Origin of the sequence: Rhizorhabdus histidinilytica (genome assembly GCF_900167915.1) — a bacterium.
Classification (GTDB): domain Bacteria; phylum Pseudomonadota; class Alphaproteobacteria; order Sphingomonadales; family Sphingomonadaceae; genus Rhizorhabdus; species Rhizorhabdus histidinilytica.
The window spans coordinates 21,810-37,698 of record NZ_FUYM01000006.1 but is presented as its reverse complement, the minus strand read 5'-3'; the positions used below and the strand labels follow the sequence as shown (position 1 = coordinate 37,698).

Annotated in this window: 18 protein-coding genes; 9 read left to right on the top strand and 9 right to left on the bottom strand. The window is 69.0% G+C overall.

Translation table 11 applies throughout. From position 1 onward, the window contains the following. Positions 1 to 4: 4 nt before the first annotated feature. Entirely contained in the window at positions 5 to 844 is an 840-nt protein-coding gene (locus B5X82_RS14120; protein WP_235862695.1) for an oxidoreductase, read from the bottom strand. After that, positions 841 to 2,073, bottom strand: coding sequence for a hypothetical protein (locus B5X82_RS14115; RefSeq protein ID WP_139385109.1), 1,233 nt, complete (start codon positions 2,071 to 2,073; stop codon positions 841 to 843). The genes B5X82_RS14120 and B5X82_RS14115 overlap by 4 nt, the downstream gene beginning before the upstream one ends. A 142-nt stretch (positions 2,074 to 2,215) precedes the next feature. On the opposite strand from B5X82_RS14115, the gene B5X82_RS14110 reads away from it, so the two are divergent. Genes B5X82_RS14110 through B5X82_RS14100 form a run of 3 tightly spaced genes read left to right on the top strand, consistent with a single transcriptional unit; the run spans position 2,216 to position 4,924 of the window. Continuing rightward, complete coding sequence (locus B5X82_RS14110) at positions 2,216 to 3,037, top strand: SDR family NAD(P)-dependent oxidoreductase (RefSeq protein WP_235862694.1); 822 nt, start codon at positions 2,216 to 2,218, stop codon at positions 3,035 to 3,037. After that, the gene (locus B5X82_RS14105) at positions 3,015 to 4,166 is read left to right on the top strand and encodes an NADH:flavin oxidoreductase (protein ID WP_079648810.1); all 1,152 of its coding nucleotides are present in this window, start codon (positions 3,015 to 3,017) and stop codon (positions 4,164 to 4,166) included. Before B5X82_RS14110 ends, B5X82_RS14105 begins: the two co-directional genes overlap by 23 nt. An 11-nt stretch (positions 4,167 to 4,177) precedes the next feature. After that, entirely contained in the window at positions 4,178 to 4,924 is a 747-nt protein-coding gene (locus B5X82_RS14100) for an SDR family NAD(P)-dependent oxidoreductase (RefSeq protein ID WP_079648809.1), read from the top strand. 191 nt (positions 4,925 to 5,115) lie between these two features. On the opposite strand, the gene B5X82_RS14095 is transcribed toward B5X82_RS14100, so the two are convergent. Further along, complete coding sequence (locus tag B5X82_RS14095; RefSeq protein ID WP_079648808.1) at positions 5,116 to 5,685, bottom strand: EthD domain-containing protein; 570 nt, start codon at positions 5,683 to 5,685, stop codon at positions 5,116 to 5,118. Then, the gene (locus B5X82_RS14090) at positions 5,682 to 6,122 is read right to left on the bottom strand and encodes a nuclear transport factor 2 family protein (protein WP_079648807.1); all 441 of its coding nucleotides are present in this window, start codon (positions 6,120 to 6,122) and stop codon (positions 5,682 to 5,684) included. Before B5X82_RS14090 ends, B5X82_RS14095 begins: the two co-directional genes overlap by 4 nt. Before the next feature lie 135 nt (positions 6,123 to 6,257). Between B5X82_RS14090 and B5X82_RS26405 the strand changes: the two genes are divergently transcribed. The 6 genes from B5X82_RS26405 to B5X82_RS14065 are packed head-to-tail and all read left to right on the top strand — an operon-like array spanning position 6,258 to position 9,792. Beyond that, entirely contained in the window at positions 6,258 to 7,193 is a 936-nt protein-coding gene (locus B5X82_RS26405; protein WP_235862693.1) for a haloalkane dehalogenase, read from the top strand. Beyond that, complete coding sequence (locus B5X82_RS26400; protein WP_139385107.1) at positions 7,194 to 7,898, top strand: EthD domain-containing protein; 705 nt, start codon at positions 7,194 to 7,196, stop codon at positions 7,896 to 7,898. Between the two features lie 19 nt (positions 7,899 to 7,917). Further along, a complete protein-coding gene (locus tag B5X82_RS14080) occupies positions 7,918 to 8,421 on the top strand; it encodes an SRPBCC domain-containing protein (RefSeq protein WP_079648806.1) in 504 nt (167 codons plus the stop codon). After that, complete coding sequence (locus tag B5X82_RS14075; protein WP_079648805.1) at positions 8,418 to 8,894, top strand: nuclear transport factor 2 family protein; 477 nt, start codon at positions 8,418 to 8,420, stop codon at positions 8,892 to 8,894. Before B5X82_RS14080 ends, B5X82_RS14075 begins: the two co-directional genes overlap by 4 nt. Then, positions 8,891 to 9,436: a nuclear transport factor 2 family protein gene (locus tag B5X82_RS14070; protein WP_079648804.1), complete on the top strand. Its 546-nt coding sequence runs from the start codon at positions 8,891 to 8,893 to the stop codon at positions 9,434 to 9,436. Before B5X82_RS14075 ends, B5X82_RS14070 begins: the two co-directional genes overlap by 4 nt. Further along, positions 9,433 to 9,792, top strand: a complete 360-nt coding sequence (locus B5X82_RS14065; protein ID WP_079648803.1) for an EthD domain-containing protein — start codon at positions 9,433 to 9,435, stop codon at positions 9,790 to 9,792. The genes B5X82_RS14070 and B5X82_RS14065 overlap by 4 nt, the downstream gene beginning before the upstream one ends. A gap of 98 nt (positions 9,793 to 9,890) precedes the next feature. Here the strand turns inward: B5X82_RS14065 and B5X82_RS14060 are convergent, their stop codons facing one another. From B5X82_RS14060 to B5X82_RS14040, 5 genes are all read right to left on the bottom strand, one after another. Beyond that, the gene (locus B5X82_RS14060) at positions 9,891 to 10,358 is read right to left on the bottom strand and encodes an Lrp/AsnC family transcriptional regulator (RefSeq protein WP_012049522.1); all 468 of its coding nucleotides are present in this window, start codon (positions 10,356 to 10,358) and stop codon (positions 9,891 to 9,893) included. Beyond that, entirely contained in the window at positions 10,355 to 10,876 is a 522-nt protein-coding gene (locus tag B5X82_RS14055; protein ID WP_012049523.1) for an Lrp/AsnC family transcriptional regulator, read from the bottom strand. Before B5X82_RS14055 ends, B5X82_RS14060 begins: the two co-directional genes overlap by 4 nt. 66 nt (positions 10,877 to 10,942) lie before the next feature. Continuing rightward, positions 10,943 to 11,806 (bottom strand): SDR family NAD(P)-dependent oxidoreductase, encoded by an 864-nt coding sequence (locus B5X82_RS14050; RefSeq protein ID WP_079648802.1) that lies wholly within the window; start codon positions 11,804 to 11,806, stop codon positions 10,943 to 10,945. Between the two features lie 25 nt (positions 11,807 to 11,831). Beyond that, positions 11,832 to 13,550 (bottom strand): FAD-binding protein, encoded by a 1,719-nt coding sequence (locus B5X82_RS14045; protein WP_079648801.1) that lies wholly within the window; start codon positions 13,548 to 13,550, stop codon positions 11,832 to 11,834. Beyond that, the gene (locus tag B5X82_RS14040) at positions 13,547 to 15,772 is read right to left on the bottom strand and encodes a TonB-dependent receptor (RefSeq protein WP_079648800.1); all 2,226 of its coding nucleotides are present in this window, start codon (positions 15,770 to 15,772) and stop codon (positions 13,547 to 13,549) included. Before B5X82_RS14040 ends, B5X82_RS14045 begins: the two co-directional genes overlap by 4 nt. Positions 15,773 to 15,889 lie beyond the last annotated feature (117 nt).

The window sequence follows — 15,889 nt, the reverse complement described above, 5'->3', positions numbered from 1 at the left end:
CGTTTCAACCATCGAAAGACGTGTCGAGGCTGAGCGCCTCGTGCTCCGCCATCGCCGCGCGGATTTCGTCCATGCGGGCGCCGATCGCGCGATAGGCGTCGGGGCCGGCGATCAACTGGCGAGGCGGATCGCGCATGTCGGCGACCGCCGCGACGATGCGGGCGAGCTTGGCGGGATCGCCCGGCTGCCGGCCGTCGACCGACTGGACGAGCTTCATCCGTTCGTGGACGCCGGCATCATAGTCGGCGAGCGCCGAATCCCCGGTCCTGAGCGATCGGCCCGAAAAGTCGGTCCGGAACATGCCCGCCGCGATCGAGCAGACCCGGATGCCGAGTTCCTCCACCTCGCGCGACAGCGCTTCGGACACGGCCTCCAGCGCGAATTTGCTGCCCGAATAATGGCCCGTCGCCGGATTGCTGATCCGCCCGGCGAGCGAGGATATCTGGATGATGCGGCCCTGGCGCCGCGCGCGCATCCCGGGCAGCACCGCGCGCATCATCCGCAGCGCGCCGAACAGGTTGACCTCGTACATCGCCTTGATCTCGGCTTCGTCACCTTCCTCGATCGACGCGACATAGCCATAGCCCGCATTGTTCACGAGCACGTCGATCGCGCCGAAGCGCGCCTCGGCCTGCGTTACCGCCGCCGTCACCTGTGCGGGATCGGCGACGTCTAGCGGCAGCGCGATCGCCCGGTCGGGATAGGCGGCGACGATGTCGGCCACGTCGGACGGGCGGCGCGCGGTGACGGCGGCCCGGTCGCCGATCGCGAGCACATGGGTGGCGATGGCGCGGCCGATGCCGGTCGAGCAGCCGGTGATGATCCAGCTCCGCATCGCGTTCATGCCTCGATCCGCCAGGCATAGGAGGCGGCGCGCTCCCGCTGCTGCGTGCGGCGCTCCTCGGGCGTCACCCAGCGCGTGCCCGCCGGCAGTTCGCCGCGCAGCGCGTCGAGCTTCACCACCCGGCTCCGCGCGCCGAAGCCCGCGCCCGGCCGGCCGTCGGCGAACTCGGCCCAGCGCAGCGTCAACAGCCCTTCGGGCAGATCGCAGGGGTCGAGCCAGTTCCACACCCCGGGATCGCGGCGCGAGACGACATAGGTCAGGCTGTCGGCATCGTCGCGCACCGACTGGGTGAGGTTGAGGCTCGACGTCCGGTCGACGATGTCGTTGGTCGTGCCCCAGATATTGGTGATCGGCGCGAGGAAATAGCCTGCGCCGCCCAGCCCGATCGAGATCAGCAGCGCCTCGTCGTCGGCCAGGTCGAAATGCCCCATGATGTAGATCTGGTTGCGGAGGGCCCCGTCGCTGTCGCGGTCGATGGTGAAGTCGAAGCCGTTGGCGGGCCTGGTGGTCGCCTGCGCGTTCCAGCGCATCGTGTTGTCGACATTGCGGACCAGCATCGCCTGCGCGTCGGCGAGCTTGCGGTCGAAGTCGCGCTCGGGCGTGCGCGGCGCGCCGCCGAGCCGTTCGACCGACAGCATGTTCGGCCGTTCGCGCGCCCAGTCGGCGATCACGTCACGGATGTAGAATTCCACTGCCTCGGGCGACGAGCGGACATGGTTGGCGCGATCGCCCTTCTCGTCGGCATCGACGAAGATCTCGAACCGGCCGTCGGCGTCGAGCACCAGCGCCTTGCCGTCGAGCACGTCGACCGTGCCCATATGCGCGTCCCACAGGGTGAAGTAGTTCTCGGTCAGCCGCGGATCGGCGACCCGGCCGCGGATCACGTAGCGTTCCGCCCCGTCGATCGGGATGACGCGGTAGACCGAATCGGGATTGTCGATGCCCCAGCGCGAGCCGGGGACGTCGACGCCGTCCAGCCTGTGCGGCAGGCGGGTGATGGTGACAACGCCGGGGCGCTGCGCGTCGGTGTTGAGCGACCAGATGATCGCGCCGAAGACAACCTCGGGATAAGCCCATTCGAACGCCTGGCGCATCGCCGGCGACGGCCGGGCCTCGTCGAGCCAATAGGCCCGCCGGTCGGCGATCGTCGCCTGCATGCGGGGATCGGCGAGGATCGTGAGCGCCTCGCGCTCGAATCGCGCCTGTTCGGTGGTTGCGATGGGGTTCACCACTCTCTCCTCTCTCTGCCGCACATTTTGCATATTATGGTATTGTTTGTACGTTGTACCTCCGCATATGCTGATATGTCTTATGATATTTTACGTAACTGCGTAAACTTCGGAGGGGATGGTGAATGTTCGAGAGGCGGCCGTGAAGCGGCTCCAGGGGCGGCGCGCCGTCGTGACCGGCGGTGCGCAGGGCATCGGCCGCGCAATCGCCGAGCGGTTGGCCGGCGAGGGCGCCCGGGTCGCCGTGATCGACCGCGATCGGGCCGCGGCGCAGGCGGTATTCGGCGATGCGGCGGACCATGTAGCCCTGGCCTGCGACGTTGCCGACAGCGGATCGGTCGACGCCGCGATGGCCGAAGCCGCACGGGCGCTGGGCGGGATCGACATCCTCGTCTGCAACGCCGGCATCGGGCGCGGTCCCGACGACGGCAGTGAGCAGATGTATGCGGGCGCCGCCGACCGCGCCGGACAGATCGCGCGGGGCGAAGCGCCGACCGCCCACCCCGACCAGACGATCCACATGTCCGACGCGGGCTGGCGCGCGGTGCTCGGCGTCAACCTCGACGGCGCCTTCTATTGCTGCCGCGCGGCGTTGCGCGACATGGCGGCGCGCGATGCGGGCGGATCGATCGTGCTGATCGCCTCGACCTCGGCGGCGTCGGGCGAAGGGCCGGTCCATTATGTCACCAGCAAGGCGGCGATCGTCGGCCTGGCGCGCGGGCTCGCCCGCGAGGTGGCGAGTCGCGGCATCCGGGTGAACGCGGTCCATCCGGGGCCGACCGATACGCCGATCATGGCGAACGTCCCCGACGAGGTGAGGAAGGGGCTCGCCGCGGCGGTGCCGCTCGGCCGGATGGCGCAGCCCGCCGAGATCGCGGCGGCGGTCGCCTTCCTCGCCAGCGACGACGCCAGCTTCGTCACCGGATCGGTCGTCGCCGCCAATGGAGGCAGCTATCTCTGCTGAGGGCGGGCCGCGCGCGGCGCTGTTCGCGCCCTTCGTCTCGCGTACGCTGACCTTGCCCAACCGCATCGTCATGTCGCCGATGGGCCGCGCCCATGCCGAGGCGGGCCGGCCGCACGCCGATTACGCCGCCTATTTCCGGCGGCGGATCGAGGGCGGCGTCGGGCTGGCGATCACCGGCGCGGCGGCGGTCGCGCACGACCTGGCGGATTATGATGGCACCGGCCCGCATTTCCATGGCGCAGAGGCGCTGGCCGGATGGCGCGCCGTGCTGGACGAGGTGCACGCGGCCGGCGGGCGGCTGATCCCGCAGATATGGCATACCGGCATGGCGCGCCATGTGGAGGCGTTCGGTGGCGGGTCGGCGATCGGGCCGTCTGGCTATGCGATCGCCGATCTCGACGCCGGCCGGGGGCCGAGCGGTCGGGCGATGACCGAGGCGGACATGGATGCAGTCGCCGCCGCCTTCGCCGGATCGGCGGCGGTGGCCAGGGCGCAGGGCTTCGACGGGATCGAGGTCCATGCGGGCCACGGATTCCTGCTCGACCAGTTCCTCTGGCCGGCGACCAACCGACGCACCGACGCGCATGGCGGATCGCCGGCCAACCGGGCGCGCTTTCCGGCCCGCGTGGTCGCGGCATGCCGGGCGGCGGTCGGCCCCGATTTTCCGATCCTGCTGCGCCTGTCGCAATTCAAGATCGACGCCTATGGCGCGCGTATCGCCGATACGCCCGACGAGCTGGGCGCGCTGCTGGCGCCGTTGGTCGATGCCGGGGTCGACATCCTCCACTGCTCGCAGCGCGAGGCGTGGGAGCCGGCCTTCGCCGGCAGCGATCGCAACCTCGCCGCCTGGGCGAAGGCGCTGACCGGGCTGCCGACGATCGCGGTGGGCTCGATCGGCCTGGCCGGCCTGTTCACCGAGGAGGAGGCCGCGACGCCTGGCGCGGGGCTGCCCGGCGTGTCGCTCGAACGGCTCGACCAGGTGGCGGAGCAGCTGGCACGCGGCGATTTCGACCTGCTGGCGATCGGCCGCTCGCTGCTCGCCGATCCGGCCTGGCCGAACAAGGTGCGCGACGGCTGCGAGGCGAGCCTGCGGCCGCTCGATCTCGCCGCGCTGACCCTGTTGCGTTGAAGGAGAAGGCGATGCGGAGATTCGAGGGACGGGTCGTGCTGGTGACCGGGGCGGCGTCGGGTATCGGCCGCGCCACCGCGCTGCGGCTGGCCGAGGAAGGTGCGCGCCTGCTGTGCGTCGACGTCAACGGCGACGGCGCCGAGGCGACGGCGCAGGCGGTGCCCGACAGCGCGGCGATGCGGATCGACGTCGCCGACGCGGCGGCATGCGAGGCGGCGGTGGCGGAGGCGGGCCGCCGCTTCGGCCGGCTCGACGGGCTCGCCAACGTCGCCGGGGTCGGCAGCTTCGGCCACGCGGCGGCGACCAGCGACGCCGAATGGCAGCGGGTGATCGGCATCAACCTGACCGGCGTGTTCCAGATGACCCGCGCGGCGCTGCCCGCGATCGAGGCGGCGAACGGAGCGATCGTCAACATCGCCAGCGCTGCGGGCCTGGTCGCGACCCCCTATGCGGCAGCCTATTCGGCGTCGAAGAGCGGCGTCGTCGGCCTCACCCGATCGGTCGCGGCGGAATATGCGCGGCGCGGAGTGCGGGTGAACGCCATCTGCCCCGGCGCGGTCGACACGCCGCTGATCGCCGGCGGCTTCGACGCGATCGACGGGGTCGACATGGACCTGTTCGGCCGGATGACCCCGCTGATCGGCCCGACCGCCCGGCCCGAGGACGTCGCGGCGGCGGTGGCGTTCCTGCTGTCGGACGATGCGCGCTTCATCACCGGCGCCACCCTGGCGGTGGACGGCGGGCAGACCGCGATCTGATCGGGTCGTCCAATCTCCGTGCAGCCTGATTAGGGACTGAGCTTTGGCGAAGGTCCATATCGAAGGATATTTCCAGCCTCGAACGCCCCTTCGAGACAGCATTTCGACTAGGCTCAATGCCTCCTCAGGGCGAGCGGGGACTTTTGCGTCGGACTCTCAGGAGGAGCGGGTTAGATAAAGGGCTCGATATTCTATCGGCGCAATGTCGCCGGGTCGGTCTCGTGCGCCTCGACCGTAACGGTGAGGGCGGTCGTCCAGCCGGCGGGCAGGGGCGGGACCGCCCCGTCGCAGCGCAGGATGGCATCGAACGGCGCGGGCTCCTTGCCGAACGGGGCGAGCAGGTCGAGCCCGGCCCCCGACTGTCGCGCGGTGTTGACCAGGGCGTCGGGATCGCCGCCCTCGGAACGGAGCAGCGCCATCGTCCGCCCGGCGTCGCTGCCCGTCGCCACCGGCTCCGCCCTGACGGCGAGAATCCGCGGCTGGTCCATGAAATTAGGCTCGTCGGCCCGCATCCTGTCACCGACCTCGCCTTCCATCAGCGATCCGATCTCGGCCAGCGACCCCACCCAGAATTCGGAGATGCAGTCGAAGCCGGGCTCCACCGCTGCGTCGGCCAGATGGTTGCGCCGATAGCGCCGGAACGGGAAGAGCGGGACGGCGAGTGGCGCGTGCCGGGTCTCGTAATAGGCCTTGAAGGCGGCGCGGTCGATGTCGGGCCGGCGCGGCATGAAACCGATCGTCTTGATCGTCTCCCCGCTCACGGCAGCATCCCTTCCGGCGCGTTGAACGACCAGCATTTCTGCTCGCGCCGATGGGTGATCCTCCAGCCATCGGGGGTGCGGACCAGCTCGTCGCAATACCACAGGCCGATGAAGAAGACCTGCTGCTTGCCCTCGTGCGGCATCACCATCGGGTTGAACAATATGGTGCGCGCTTTCGCGGTGTCGCCGTCGATGTCGAGCCGGGTGGTGGTCGACAGATGCTGGAAGGCGGAGAAGTTGGGCATCGCCTGCGCCAGATAGGCCTTGGTCTCGGCCCGGTTGCCCTTGGCGCCGCCCAGCTCGCTATAGTCGATGACCGCGTCGGGGGTGAACACCCGGTCGAGCGCGTCCCAGTCCTGGTCGTCGATCGCATGCGCATAGCGCGCGATCAGGTCCTGGATCTCCAGCCGGTCCGACATTTCCTGCAGCGACAGCATCCCTCGTCCTTTCCGGTGCGCTCTGTGGCGGTATCGGCCGCAACGATGCGCGAAGCGCGAATGTCTTGCAATTGAAATTGCTCGATGCGTAGAATGATGGCGATAATCGTTCCGCAAAATCATTTGGAGAGATCATTGGCCGACATCCTGCGCACGCCCGACGAGCGCTTCGCCGGCCTGCCGGGTTTCGCCTTCGCGCCCCATTATCTGGAGGTCCGGGACGCCGCGCTCGGCCCCCTGAGGATGCACTATGTCGACGAGGGCGAGGCGGTCCACGGCACCGTGCTGATGCTGCACGGCGAGCCGAGCTGGAGCTTCCTCTACCGCAAGCTGATCGGGCCGGTCGCGGCGGCCGGATGGCGCGCCGTCGCTCCCGACCATGTCGGCTTCGGCCGCTCGGACAAGCCCGCCGACCGCGGCGCGTTCAGCTATGACGGCCTGGTCGGCTGGATGCGCCAGTTCGTCGAGCGGCTCGACCTTCGCCGCATCGTGCTCGTCTGTCAGGACTGGGGCGGTCCGATCGGCCTCCGGCTGCTGTCGGAGATGCCGGAGCGGTTCGCCGGGGTGCTTGCGGCCAACACATTGCTCCCCAATGCCGAGCCGCCGCCGCGCGGGATCGAGGAGTGGCCGGGGCCGATCGTGCGCCCGTGGATCGAACTGTGCCGGACCAGCGACGACCTGGCGATCGGTGAGATCGTCGCCGCGACCTGCGTGGAGCGGCCCGACCCGGCGGTGCTGGCTGCCTATGATGCGCCCTTTCCCGATGCGCGCCACAAGGCGGCGGCGCTCGCCATCACCACGCTGATTCCCGCCGATCCGGAAAGCCCGGGGATCGCCGAGAATCGCGCGGCCTGGGACATGCTCGAACGGTTCGACCGGCCGTTCGCGACCGCATTCAGCGACGCCGACCCGTCGACCGCCCCGTGGCAGGCGGTTTTCCGCGCTCGCATCCCCGGCGCGGCGAAGGCGCCGCATCTGCGGATCGAGCGGGCGGGGCATTTCGTGCAGGAGGAGCAGGGCGAGGCGCTGGCCGCCGCGCTCGTCGATTTCCTCTGCGGACTGGAGGATTGAATGGAGAAGCTGATCTACGCGCTGTGGCGGGACGAGGGGCGGCCGCGCGACGCCTTCAACGCCGCGCTGCTGGGGGAGGTGGCGGAGGCGATCGCGCCGCACGTCCACGCGCTGCGCATCAACGTCCGCGACGATCGCCTGCCCCAGGGCAGCAATCCCGTCTTCGTCGTCACCGAGCCGCAGATGGAGGCGGCGGTCCAGCTCTGGGTCGACACCGCCTATCCGCCAGCCCGCGCGCCGATCGAGGCGGCGCTGGCCACGGTCGCGTCGCGGATCGAAGGGTGGCTGGTCGCGGAATCGACCCCGCTTCCCAACCGGCTGCACCCGCCGGGCCAGCCGACAGGGGGTTTCTCCCAGGTCGTGTTCATCGAGAAGCCCGATGCGCTCGATCATGAGACGTGGCGCCGCAACTGGCAGGACGGCCATACCGAGGTCGCGATCGTGACGCAGAGCAATTTCGAATATGTCCAGAACCTGGTCGTGCGGCCGGTCACCGATCCGGCCGGGCCCTATGCGGCGATCGTCGAGGAATGCTTCCCGATCGCCGCGATCACCGACAAGCAAATCTATTACGACGCGGCCGGCGACCCCGCGAAACTCGCCGCGAACGAGAAGGCGATGCTGGAGAGCTGCGCCAACTTCATCGGCGCCAAGGGCTGCGACTGCATCCCGATGCGGCAATATGAGGTCAAGACGTTCGGCTGAGACCGAAGGAGAGAATGTGATGAACGACGCGCTGAACCTGCCCGATTATCCGGCCGACTCCACCGTCCGATCGGAGGTGGTGACGATCGACGCCCCCGCCGCGGTGGTGTGGGAGGTGCTGACCGACCTGCCCAACTACGGTAAGTGGAACCCCTTTTGCATCGGCGCGGAATCGACGCTGGAGATCGGCGATCCGATCCACATGACGCTCGCCAACTACACGATGCCGGGCGAGACCGCGCCCAATGTCGAATATGTCTGCGCCAAGATCCCCGAGCGGCTGATCTCCTGGGAACTGCTCGACAATCCCATCTGGCCCTATCCGGCGCGGCGCGACCAGATCATCGAGGCGATCGGTCCCGAAAGCTGCCGCTACTGGTCGACCGACGCCTTCTTCGGGCCGAACGGCATCCATGTCATGCGCTTCTGCGGCCCCTGGGTGAAGCGCGCCTTCGACGACACCGCGCGCGGCCTGAAGGCGCGGGCCGAGGCGATCCACGCAGCCCGGAAGGCGGCGGCGTGAGCCTCCGGCTCGAGGAGATCGAGCTGATCCGACGGCTCAAATACAGCTATTCGCGCGCGATCGACACCGGCGACATGGCGACCGTCGCCGGCCTGTTCGCCGAGGATGCGACGGTCGATTATCGCGGCGGCAGCTACCATGTCCGGCTGACCGGCCGCGACGCCATCGTCGCGGCGCTCGCCGGCATGTTCAACCCGCAGTTCGTCGGATCGCACACGGTCCACATGCCGGTGATCGACATCCTGGGCGACGACGAGGCGACCGGCACCTGGACCCTGCTCGACTATGCGCTCAACCTGGCCGAGGGCAACAAGACGACGGTCGGCGCGGCGATCTACCGCGACCGCTACGTCCGGCAGGGCGGCCGCTGGCTGATCGCGCACAGCGAATATGACCGGGTCTACGAGCGGGTCTATGTCGATCCCGCGCCGGGCCTGACCGCGCATTTCCTGGCGCAGCGGGGGGCGGCATGATCCCCGATCCCGCCAAGCTGCAGGAACTGATCGACCGTGAGGAGATCCGGTCGCTCGTCCACGCCTATTGCAACGCCGCCGACCGGCACGACCATGCGAAGATGCGCAGCCTCTACCATGAGGATGCGATCGACGAGCATGGCCATATGTCGAAGGGGCCCGCGATGGACTTCATCGACAAGCTGCCCGAGATCCAGGCGCCGATGGAGATCCTCCACCACAACGTCACCACCATCAACCTGGCGCTCGACGGGGACCGGGCGGAGGGCGAGGTCTACCTGATCGCGCTCCACCGGGTGAAGGGGCCCGACGGCCCGTTCGACGTGCTGGTCGGCGGCCGCTATTTCGACCGCTACGAGCGGCGCGACGGCCGCTGGAAGTTCGCGCACCGCGCGATCGTCGCCGACTGGGCGAACGTCCACAGCCCGTCGATCGTCGATCTCGACCATCCCTTCCTCGAAGGGGCGCATATCGGCAAGCCGGGTCCCGCCGATCCGTCCTACGCCTTCTTCAAGCTGCTGAAACGGGGAGCGGACACATGAGCCGGGTCAAGTCGATCGCCTTGCTGCGCCGCCGGGCGGACCTGAGCCGCGAGGCCTTCATCGACTATTACGAGACGCGGCACGTCCCGCTGATCCGGTCGCTGCTGCCCGGCATCGTCGACTATCGCCGCAACTTCGCCGATTTCGACGGCGCCTATGTCAATGCCGGCGCGGCGCCGTTCGACTTCGACGTGGTGACCGAGCTGTGGTTCGCCGACCGCGCCGCCTATGACCGGGCGATGGCCCGCGTCGCCGATCCCGCGATCGGCGCGCGGATCGCCGCCGACGAGGAGAATTTCCTCGATCGCAGCGGCACGCGGATGTTCCTGGTCGAAGAGCGGATCAGCGCGATCTAATTGGATGGGGCCTATAAGGCCTCGTCATGCCCGCCTTCGCGGGGATGAGGAATGGGAGGCGCGGCCGGCCGTCTATGGGAGGACCGGCCGACGCTCGCTCAATCCACCAGCGCGCAATAGCGGAAGTCGTGCTTGATGAAGTTCTGGCCCAGGCTGTAGCGGACCCGCCGCACGCCGGGGATCTTGTCGATCGTCTGGTGGAGGAAGTCGGTCAGCTGGCTGCCATTCTCCACCAGCGTCATCGCCAGCACGTCGGCGCGGCCGAGCATCGTCGAGACGAAGGTGATCTCGGGCAGCGAGGCGAGCCGTTCGGCCAGCGCCTGGATGTCGCCGGCGGTGTCGGCCTCGATCCACAGATAGGCAAGGAACGGGTTCTTCAGCCGGTTGGCGTTGGTGACGGCGGCGACGCGGATCACCTTGTTGTCGAGCAGCCGCTTCAGGCGCGAGCGGATCGTGCCTTCGGTCAGGCCGAACTCGCGCCCGATCTCGCGGTTGCTGACCCGCGCGTCGCGGCTCAGCCGGTCGATGATCTTCTGGTCGAGCTCGTCGAGCGGGATGCGGGTCATAGCGGGGCCCATTCTGGGTTGTATTTGAGGATCTTCATCGACAGGCCGGGGAACAGCCGCTCGACGCCGTCGATATGGGCTATGACGTCGGTCAGCAGCCGGTCCAGCTCCTCGATGTCGGTGGCCACCACCTGCGCCTCGATGTCGTACATGCCGATCGTCACGTTGACGGTGATGACGTTCTCGAGCTTGGCGAGGTCGGCGCCGACCTCGCTGGCGGAGCGGCCCTTCACCTGCACGCCGACCGCGGCCATGGCGTTGAAGCCCATCGCGCTGATGTCGCGCATCGCCACGACGCGGACCGCGTTGGTCGCCTCCAGCTTGCGCAGCCGGGTGCGCACCGTCGCCTCGTTGACGTCGATCAGGCGGGCGAGGTCGCGGTTGGCGATGCGGCCCGACTGGCGCAGCGCGGCGATGATCTTCTCGTCGATCGGTTCGAGCACGGCGGGGGGCGGAACGGACTGCCGCGCCGTCGCGGCTTCATCGTCCTTGGTCTTCTTCGGTTTTTTCGCTGCCACAAGCCAATCCCTCTTGGGCGGCCGGTCGTCCCCTAGCGGTGACGCCGGCCCGCCTAGCCTACCTCCTTAACGAACGATAGCCGGGTGGGGAAGGCGCGGTTCGCCCAGCATCGCCCGGAAGGACGGGGGCTGCTTGCCGCCCGCGTCGCTGATGCCGAAGCGCTCGCCGAGCTCGGCGCCGATGAAGGTCTGTCCCGACATCGCCATGCGATCGGGCGAGCCGTGGATCGCGGCGATCAGCTTGCCGGTGAACTCGGGGGTCTCGGCATTGGCCATGATCGCCTCATATTGGTCCGGCCGCTCGGCGATCGCCTTGTCGGTCCGTTCGGTGCGGAGCGGGCCCATCCAGATCGAGACGGTGGCGGCGTCGTGATCGCGCAGGTCGACGCCCATGTCGGCGGCGAATTTGTCGACGCCGGCCTTCTGCGCGCCATAAGCGGGCCCATGCATGTAGCAGGCCGAGCCGAAGGAGGAGGTGAAGGCGATCAGGCCGCCGCCAGTGCGGATCAGCAGCGGCGCGGCGTGGAAGCTCGCGACATAGCCCGAGCGCAGCCCGACATCGAGGATGTCGACCAGGGCGAGCGGCCGTTCCCAGAAGCCGCCGGGCTGGATCAGCGCGTCGTCGATGATCGCGGCGTTGTTGACGAGGATGTCGAGCCGTCCCTCGTCGCGTTCGACCCGATCGAACAGCGCCTTGACCTGGGCGTCGTCGCGATGGTCGACCGCGACCGCCACGCCGCGCCCGCCGAGCCGGTCGACCGCCTGGGCGGTCGCGCCGATCGTGCCGGGCAGGGGGGCCTTGCCTTCCTCGACCGTACGGCCGGTGACGTAGACGGCATAGCCCGCCTCGCCCAGCGCGCGCGCGATGCCGGCGCCCGCGCCGCGGCTGGCGCCGGTGACGACGGCGACCTTGCGATTGTCGTTGCTCATCGAATTCGCTCCTCTCAAAGATCGATCAGGCATTGGCCCGGGCGGCATGCCGCGCGGCGCGGCGGCCCGAGAAGAAACAGTCGGCGAAGGACAGCCCGCTGACATAGGTCTGCGAGGCGAGCCCGACCGCGCAGCGCCCCGCGGCGTAGAGCCCGGCGATCGGCCGGCCCGCGCCGTCGAGCACCTGCCCGCTCTCCTCCTCGACGCGCAGGCCGCCGAAGGTGATCACCGGCAGCGGCAGGAAGCGGCTGTCGATCGAAATGTCCATCGCATAGAAGGGGCCGGTCGCGATCGGCCGCATGTCGGCCGGCTCCTTGCCGAACGGGTCGGCGCCGGCGCCGGCGCCGCGCGCGGCGTCGTTATAGGCGGCGACGGTGCGGGCGAGGCCGGCGGGATCGACTCCGATCCGGCGCGCCAGCGCCGCGAGGCTCGGTGCCTTGCGCGCGTTGAACATCAGGTTGAGCAGGGTCACGTCGCGCTGGAAGGGGACGAGGTGCGGGTCGCGCGCCTGGGTGAAGGCGGCGTCGCGCGCCGCCCGGTCGTAGATCAGCCAGGCGACGCCGCCATGATGGTCGACGATATGCTCGCCGAGGGTCGCGCCATAGACGGTCTCGTCGACGAAGCGCTCGCCGGCGCGGTTGACCGCGATCGCCTGCGCCCAGGCCTTGGGCGGGTTGATGAAGCGCCAGGCGCTGACCTTGTCCATCAGCGCGGTGGCCCCGCCCGCGCTCATGCCGAGCAATATGCCCGATCCCTGGTCGCCGAGCGTGCCGTTGGGCATGCCCCTGGCATAGGCCGGGGCGAAGCGGGCGACCATCTTCGGGTTCATGATGAAGCCGCCGGCGCTCAGCACCACGCCTTCGCGGGCGCGGATGGTGCGGGTGAAGCGCGCCTTCGCCTCGATCGCGCCGGCCTTGCGCAGATAATGGTTGCCGAGCGCGATGGTGATCGAGGCGAGCGGGATGCTGGGCGGCAGCGCGGCGAGCAGCGCGTTGGCGCGGGCGATGTAACGCGCGAAGCGCCGCGCCTCGGGCGAGCCGTCGCGGATCGACCGGATGCGGACGCCGATCACCCGGCCGTCGCGGTCCTGCACCAGCTGGTGCGCCTCGCTGTAGCGGTGGAAGACGAGGCCGAGGCGCAGCGCGGACTCGGTCATCGGACCTGTGATGAATTTGCCGAGGCCCCAGGCCTTCTTGCCGTCGCGGCCGAAGGCGCGGTGGCCGCGCGCCGCCGGCCGCGCGCGGGCCCGGTAGCTCGCCACCAGTGAATTGTCGGGATGGTAGAGGAAGCGGTCGAGCGGCGGGTAGGAGCATTTCTCCCGCCACACGCTCGCCGCCAGCCGGCCGCCATGCTTCAGGATCCAGTCGATCGTCGCCGGGCTGTCCTCGACGAAGCGGCGCAGGGTCGCGTCCGACACGACCCTGCCCGCCTCGATACGAAGATAGGCGAGCATCGCCTCGGGGCTGTCCTCCTCGCCCGCCTCGCGCTGGATCGCGGTGCCGCCGCCGGCGTAGAACACACCGCCATTGGCCGCCGTCGATCCGCCGCAGGCATAGCGGTCGACCGCGATCACCGACAGGCCGCGTTCCAGCCCTTCGATCGCCGCCGCGACTCCCGCGCCGCCAAGCCCGACGACGACGAGGTCGGCTGTCTCGTCCCAGGCGAAGCCGTCGGCATCGTCGACGACAAGCGGTTGGTCGACCGCGACGCCGAGCTCGACGCCGAGGGGGAAGGGCGCGTTCACCGGAAGGCGTAGCTGATCTGGCCGAGCACCTCGCGCGGGCGGCCCTGCCGGGCGGCGATCGCGGCGGTGTAATTGGCGGTGCCGACGATATAGTCCTTGTCGAACAGGTTGGTGGCGATGAGCTGCGCCTTCCAGCGGTCGTCCAGGCTGGTCCAGCCGATCCGCGCGTTGACGATGCCGTAGCCCTTCTGCTGCTCGGCATAGCCGGAGACCGCGCCGACTCCGTCATTCGCGGCGGTGAAGTAGATGGTGCTCTGGACATGGGCGTCGGCGCCCAGCGTCAGCCTGCCGGCCCCGCCCAGGTCGAAGCCATAGGCCGCACCAAAGGTGGCCGACCAGCGCGGCGCGTTGTTCAGCCGCTTGCCCGACGCGTCGAAGGATCCGAAGGAGCTGACGAAGGCGTTGGGGTAGCGGCGATATTTGGCATCGAGCCAGGCGACGTTCGCCGACAATTCGAGCGCGCGGACCGGGCGGGCGACGATCTCGGCCTCAAGACCCTTCACCCGCGCGGTCGCCGCATTCTGGGTGCGCGCGCCGAACGAGGCGCCGATCTGGACGTAGCTCTGCACCTGCAGATCGGTATAGTCGTAGTAGAAGCCGGTCAGGTTGACCCGGAGCCGCCGGTCGAGCCAGTCGCTCTTCAACCCGAGTTCGTAGGACCACAGCTTCTCGGGGCCGTAGCCCGCCGCGGCGTCGGCCGCGTTGCTCGTGCCATAGTCGAAGCCGCCGCTCTTGAAGCCGCGGGTCGCCGATGCATAGAGCAGGACCTGCTCGGTCGGCTTGAAGTTGATCCCGAATTTCGGCGTGAAGGCGTCGTCGTGGCGGCGCGCGTCGACGGTGAACGGATCGGGCAGGCCGGGGATGCCAGCCAGCACGAAGCCCTTCTCCGCGACCGCCGGGTCGAGATCGGTCGAGGCGGTGAAATAGTCGGTGATCGCATAGGCCTTGCGCTCGCGGGTGTAGCGCAGGCCGGCGACGAAGGAGAGCTGGTCGGACAGCTTGTACTCGCCCTGCGCGAAGCCCGCGGCCGAACGCGCCTTGAGCAGCGGCCGCTGGATGTGCGACGCACCGAACGGGAACAGCGCCAGGGTCAGCGGCTCGCGGTTGCGCTCGTTGAAATAATAGGCGCCGAGCACCCATTCGAGCGGGCCGGTGTCGCCCAGCAGGGTGAACTCCTGGCTGAACTGGTGCTGCCGGATCGGCGAGATCAGGTTGCGCAATATGTCGATCGAGCTGGCGTCGGCGTCGGTCTCGATCGAGCCGCGAAAGACGCGGTAGCCGGTCAGCGAGCGCAGCTTGATCGAGTCGCTCAGCGGCAGCACCAGGTCGCTCGCCGCGCCGTAATTCTTGAGCACGGTGAAATTGTCGCGGTTCATCGACACCTTGTCGAAGTCGCCGAGGATCGCGTCGTCGAACGGATTGCCGGTCGGCCGGATCAGCTTGGGATAGGCGCCGAACGCCCCCGACTGGCGCGACCAGTCGGCGCGGATCGTCCATTCGCCGTCGCCGACCGGGATCAGGACCTGGCCGCGCACGCCGCGCGACTTCAGGTCCTCGGCATCGTTGCCGGTCGAGATGTTCTTGCGGAAGGCGTCGTGGCCGGAGATGTCGACCGCCAGGCTCGCGCGCACCCCGCCCGCGATCGGGCCGGAGACATAGCCCTGCGCGGCATAGCGGTCATAGCTGCCATAGCCGAACTGCACCTTGGCCTGCAGCGTGTCGGACGGCTTGCGCGAGACGACGTTGATCGTGCCGCCCACCGAGTTGCGGCCGTAGAGCGTGCCCTGCGGCCCGCGCAGCACCTCGACCCGCTCGACGTCGAGGAAGTCGGTGAGATAGCTGAGCGGCCGGGCGAGATAGATGCCGTCGCTGTGGATCGTCGTGCTGGGATCGGAGCCGATGAAGACGATGTTCGATCCGATGCCGCGGATGAAGAGCTGGGTATAGCCCGACAGGTCCGACACCTGGAGCGAGGGGACATAGGCCTTCAGGTCCTGCACGTCGCGCACGCCGCGCGCGTCGAGCTGGTCGCCGCCCAGCGCGGTCACCGCGATCGGCGTCGACTGGAGCTGCGTCTCGCCCATGCGGGTCGCGGTGACGACGATGTCGGGCACGCCGTCGGCGTCCGGGGCATCGACGACATTCTGCGCGAATGCGGTGCCCGTTCCGGCGGTGGCGATGGCTGCGATTGACGCTGCGGCGGACAGAAGCACGCGTTTCATTTATACCCCTTCCATTACGTAAGTCGCCGGTCTTTGGCCAGTCGATCGGATATATGCGTAACATGAGCCGGGGAAGGATGCTAGATCGGCAATCGGAAAACTTCGTGGCGATAGTTG

Coding starts and splice junctions, on each gene's coding strand:
- B5X82_RS14120 (WP_235862695.1), bottom strand. CDS start 844: ATGAACGCGATGCGGAGCTGGATCATCACCGGCTGCTCGACCGGCATC.
- B5X82_RS14105 (WP_079648810.1), top strand. CDS start 3,015: ATGGAGGCAGCTATCTCTGCTGAGGGCGGGCCGCGCGCGGCGCTGTTC.
- B5X82_RS14100 (WP_079648809.1), top strand. CDS start 4,178: ATGCGGAGATTCGAGGGACGGGTCGTGCTGGTGACCGGGGCGGCGTCG.
- B5X82_RS14090 (WP_079648807.1), bottom strand. CDS start 6,122: ATGCTGTCGCTGCAGGAAATGTCGGACCGGCTGGAGATCCAGGACCTG.
- B5X82_RS26400 (WP_139385107.1), top strand. CDS start 7,194: ATGGAGAAGCTGATCTACGCGCTGTGGCGGGACGAGGGGCGGCCGCGC.
- B5X82_RS14080 (WP_079648806.1), top strand. CDS start 7,918: ATGAACGACGCGCTGAACCTGCCCGATTATCCGGCCGACTCCACCGTC.
- B5X82_RS14070 (WP_079648804.1), top strand. CDS start 8,891: ATGATCCCCGATCCCGCCAAGCTGCAGGAACTGATCGACCGTGAGGAG.
- B5X82_RS14065 (WP_079648803.1), top strand. CDS start 9,433: ATGAGCCGGGTCAAGTCGATCGCCTTGCTGCGCCGCCGGGCGGACCTG.
- B5X82_RS14060 (WP_012049522.1), bottom strand. CDS start 10,358: ATGACCCGCATCCCGCTCGACGAGCTCGACCAGAAGATCATCGACCGG.
- B5X82_RS14050 (WP_079648802.1), bottom strand. CDS start 11,806: ATGAGCAACGACAATCGCAAGGTCGCCGTCGTCACCGGCGCCAGCCGC.
- B5X82_RS14040 (WP_079648800.1), bottom strand. CDS start 15,772: ATGAAACGCGTGCTTCTGTCCGCCGCAGCGTCAATCGCAGCCATCGCC.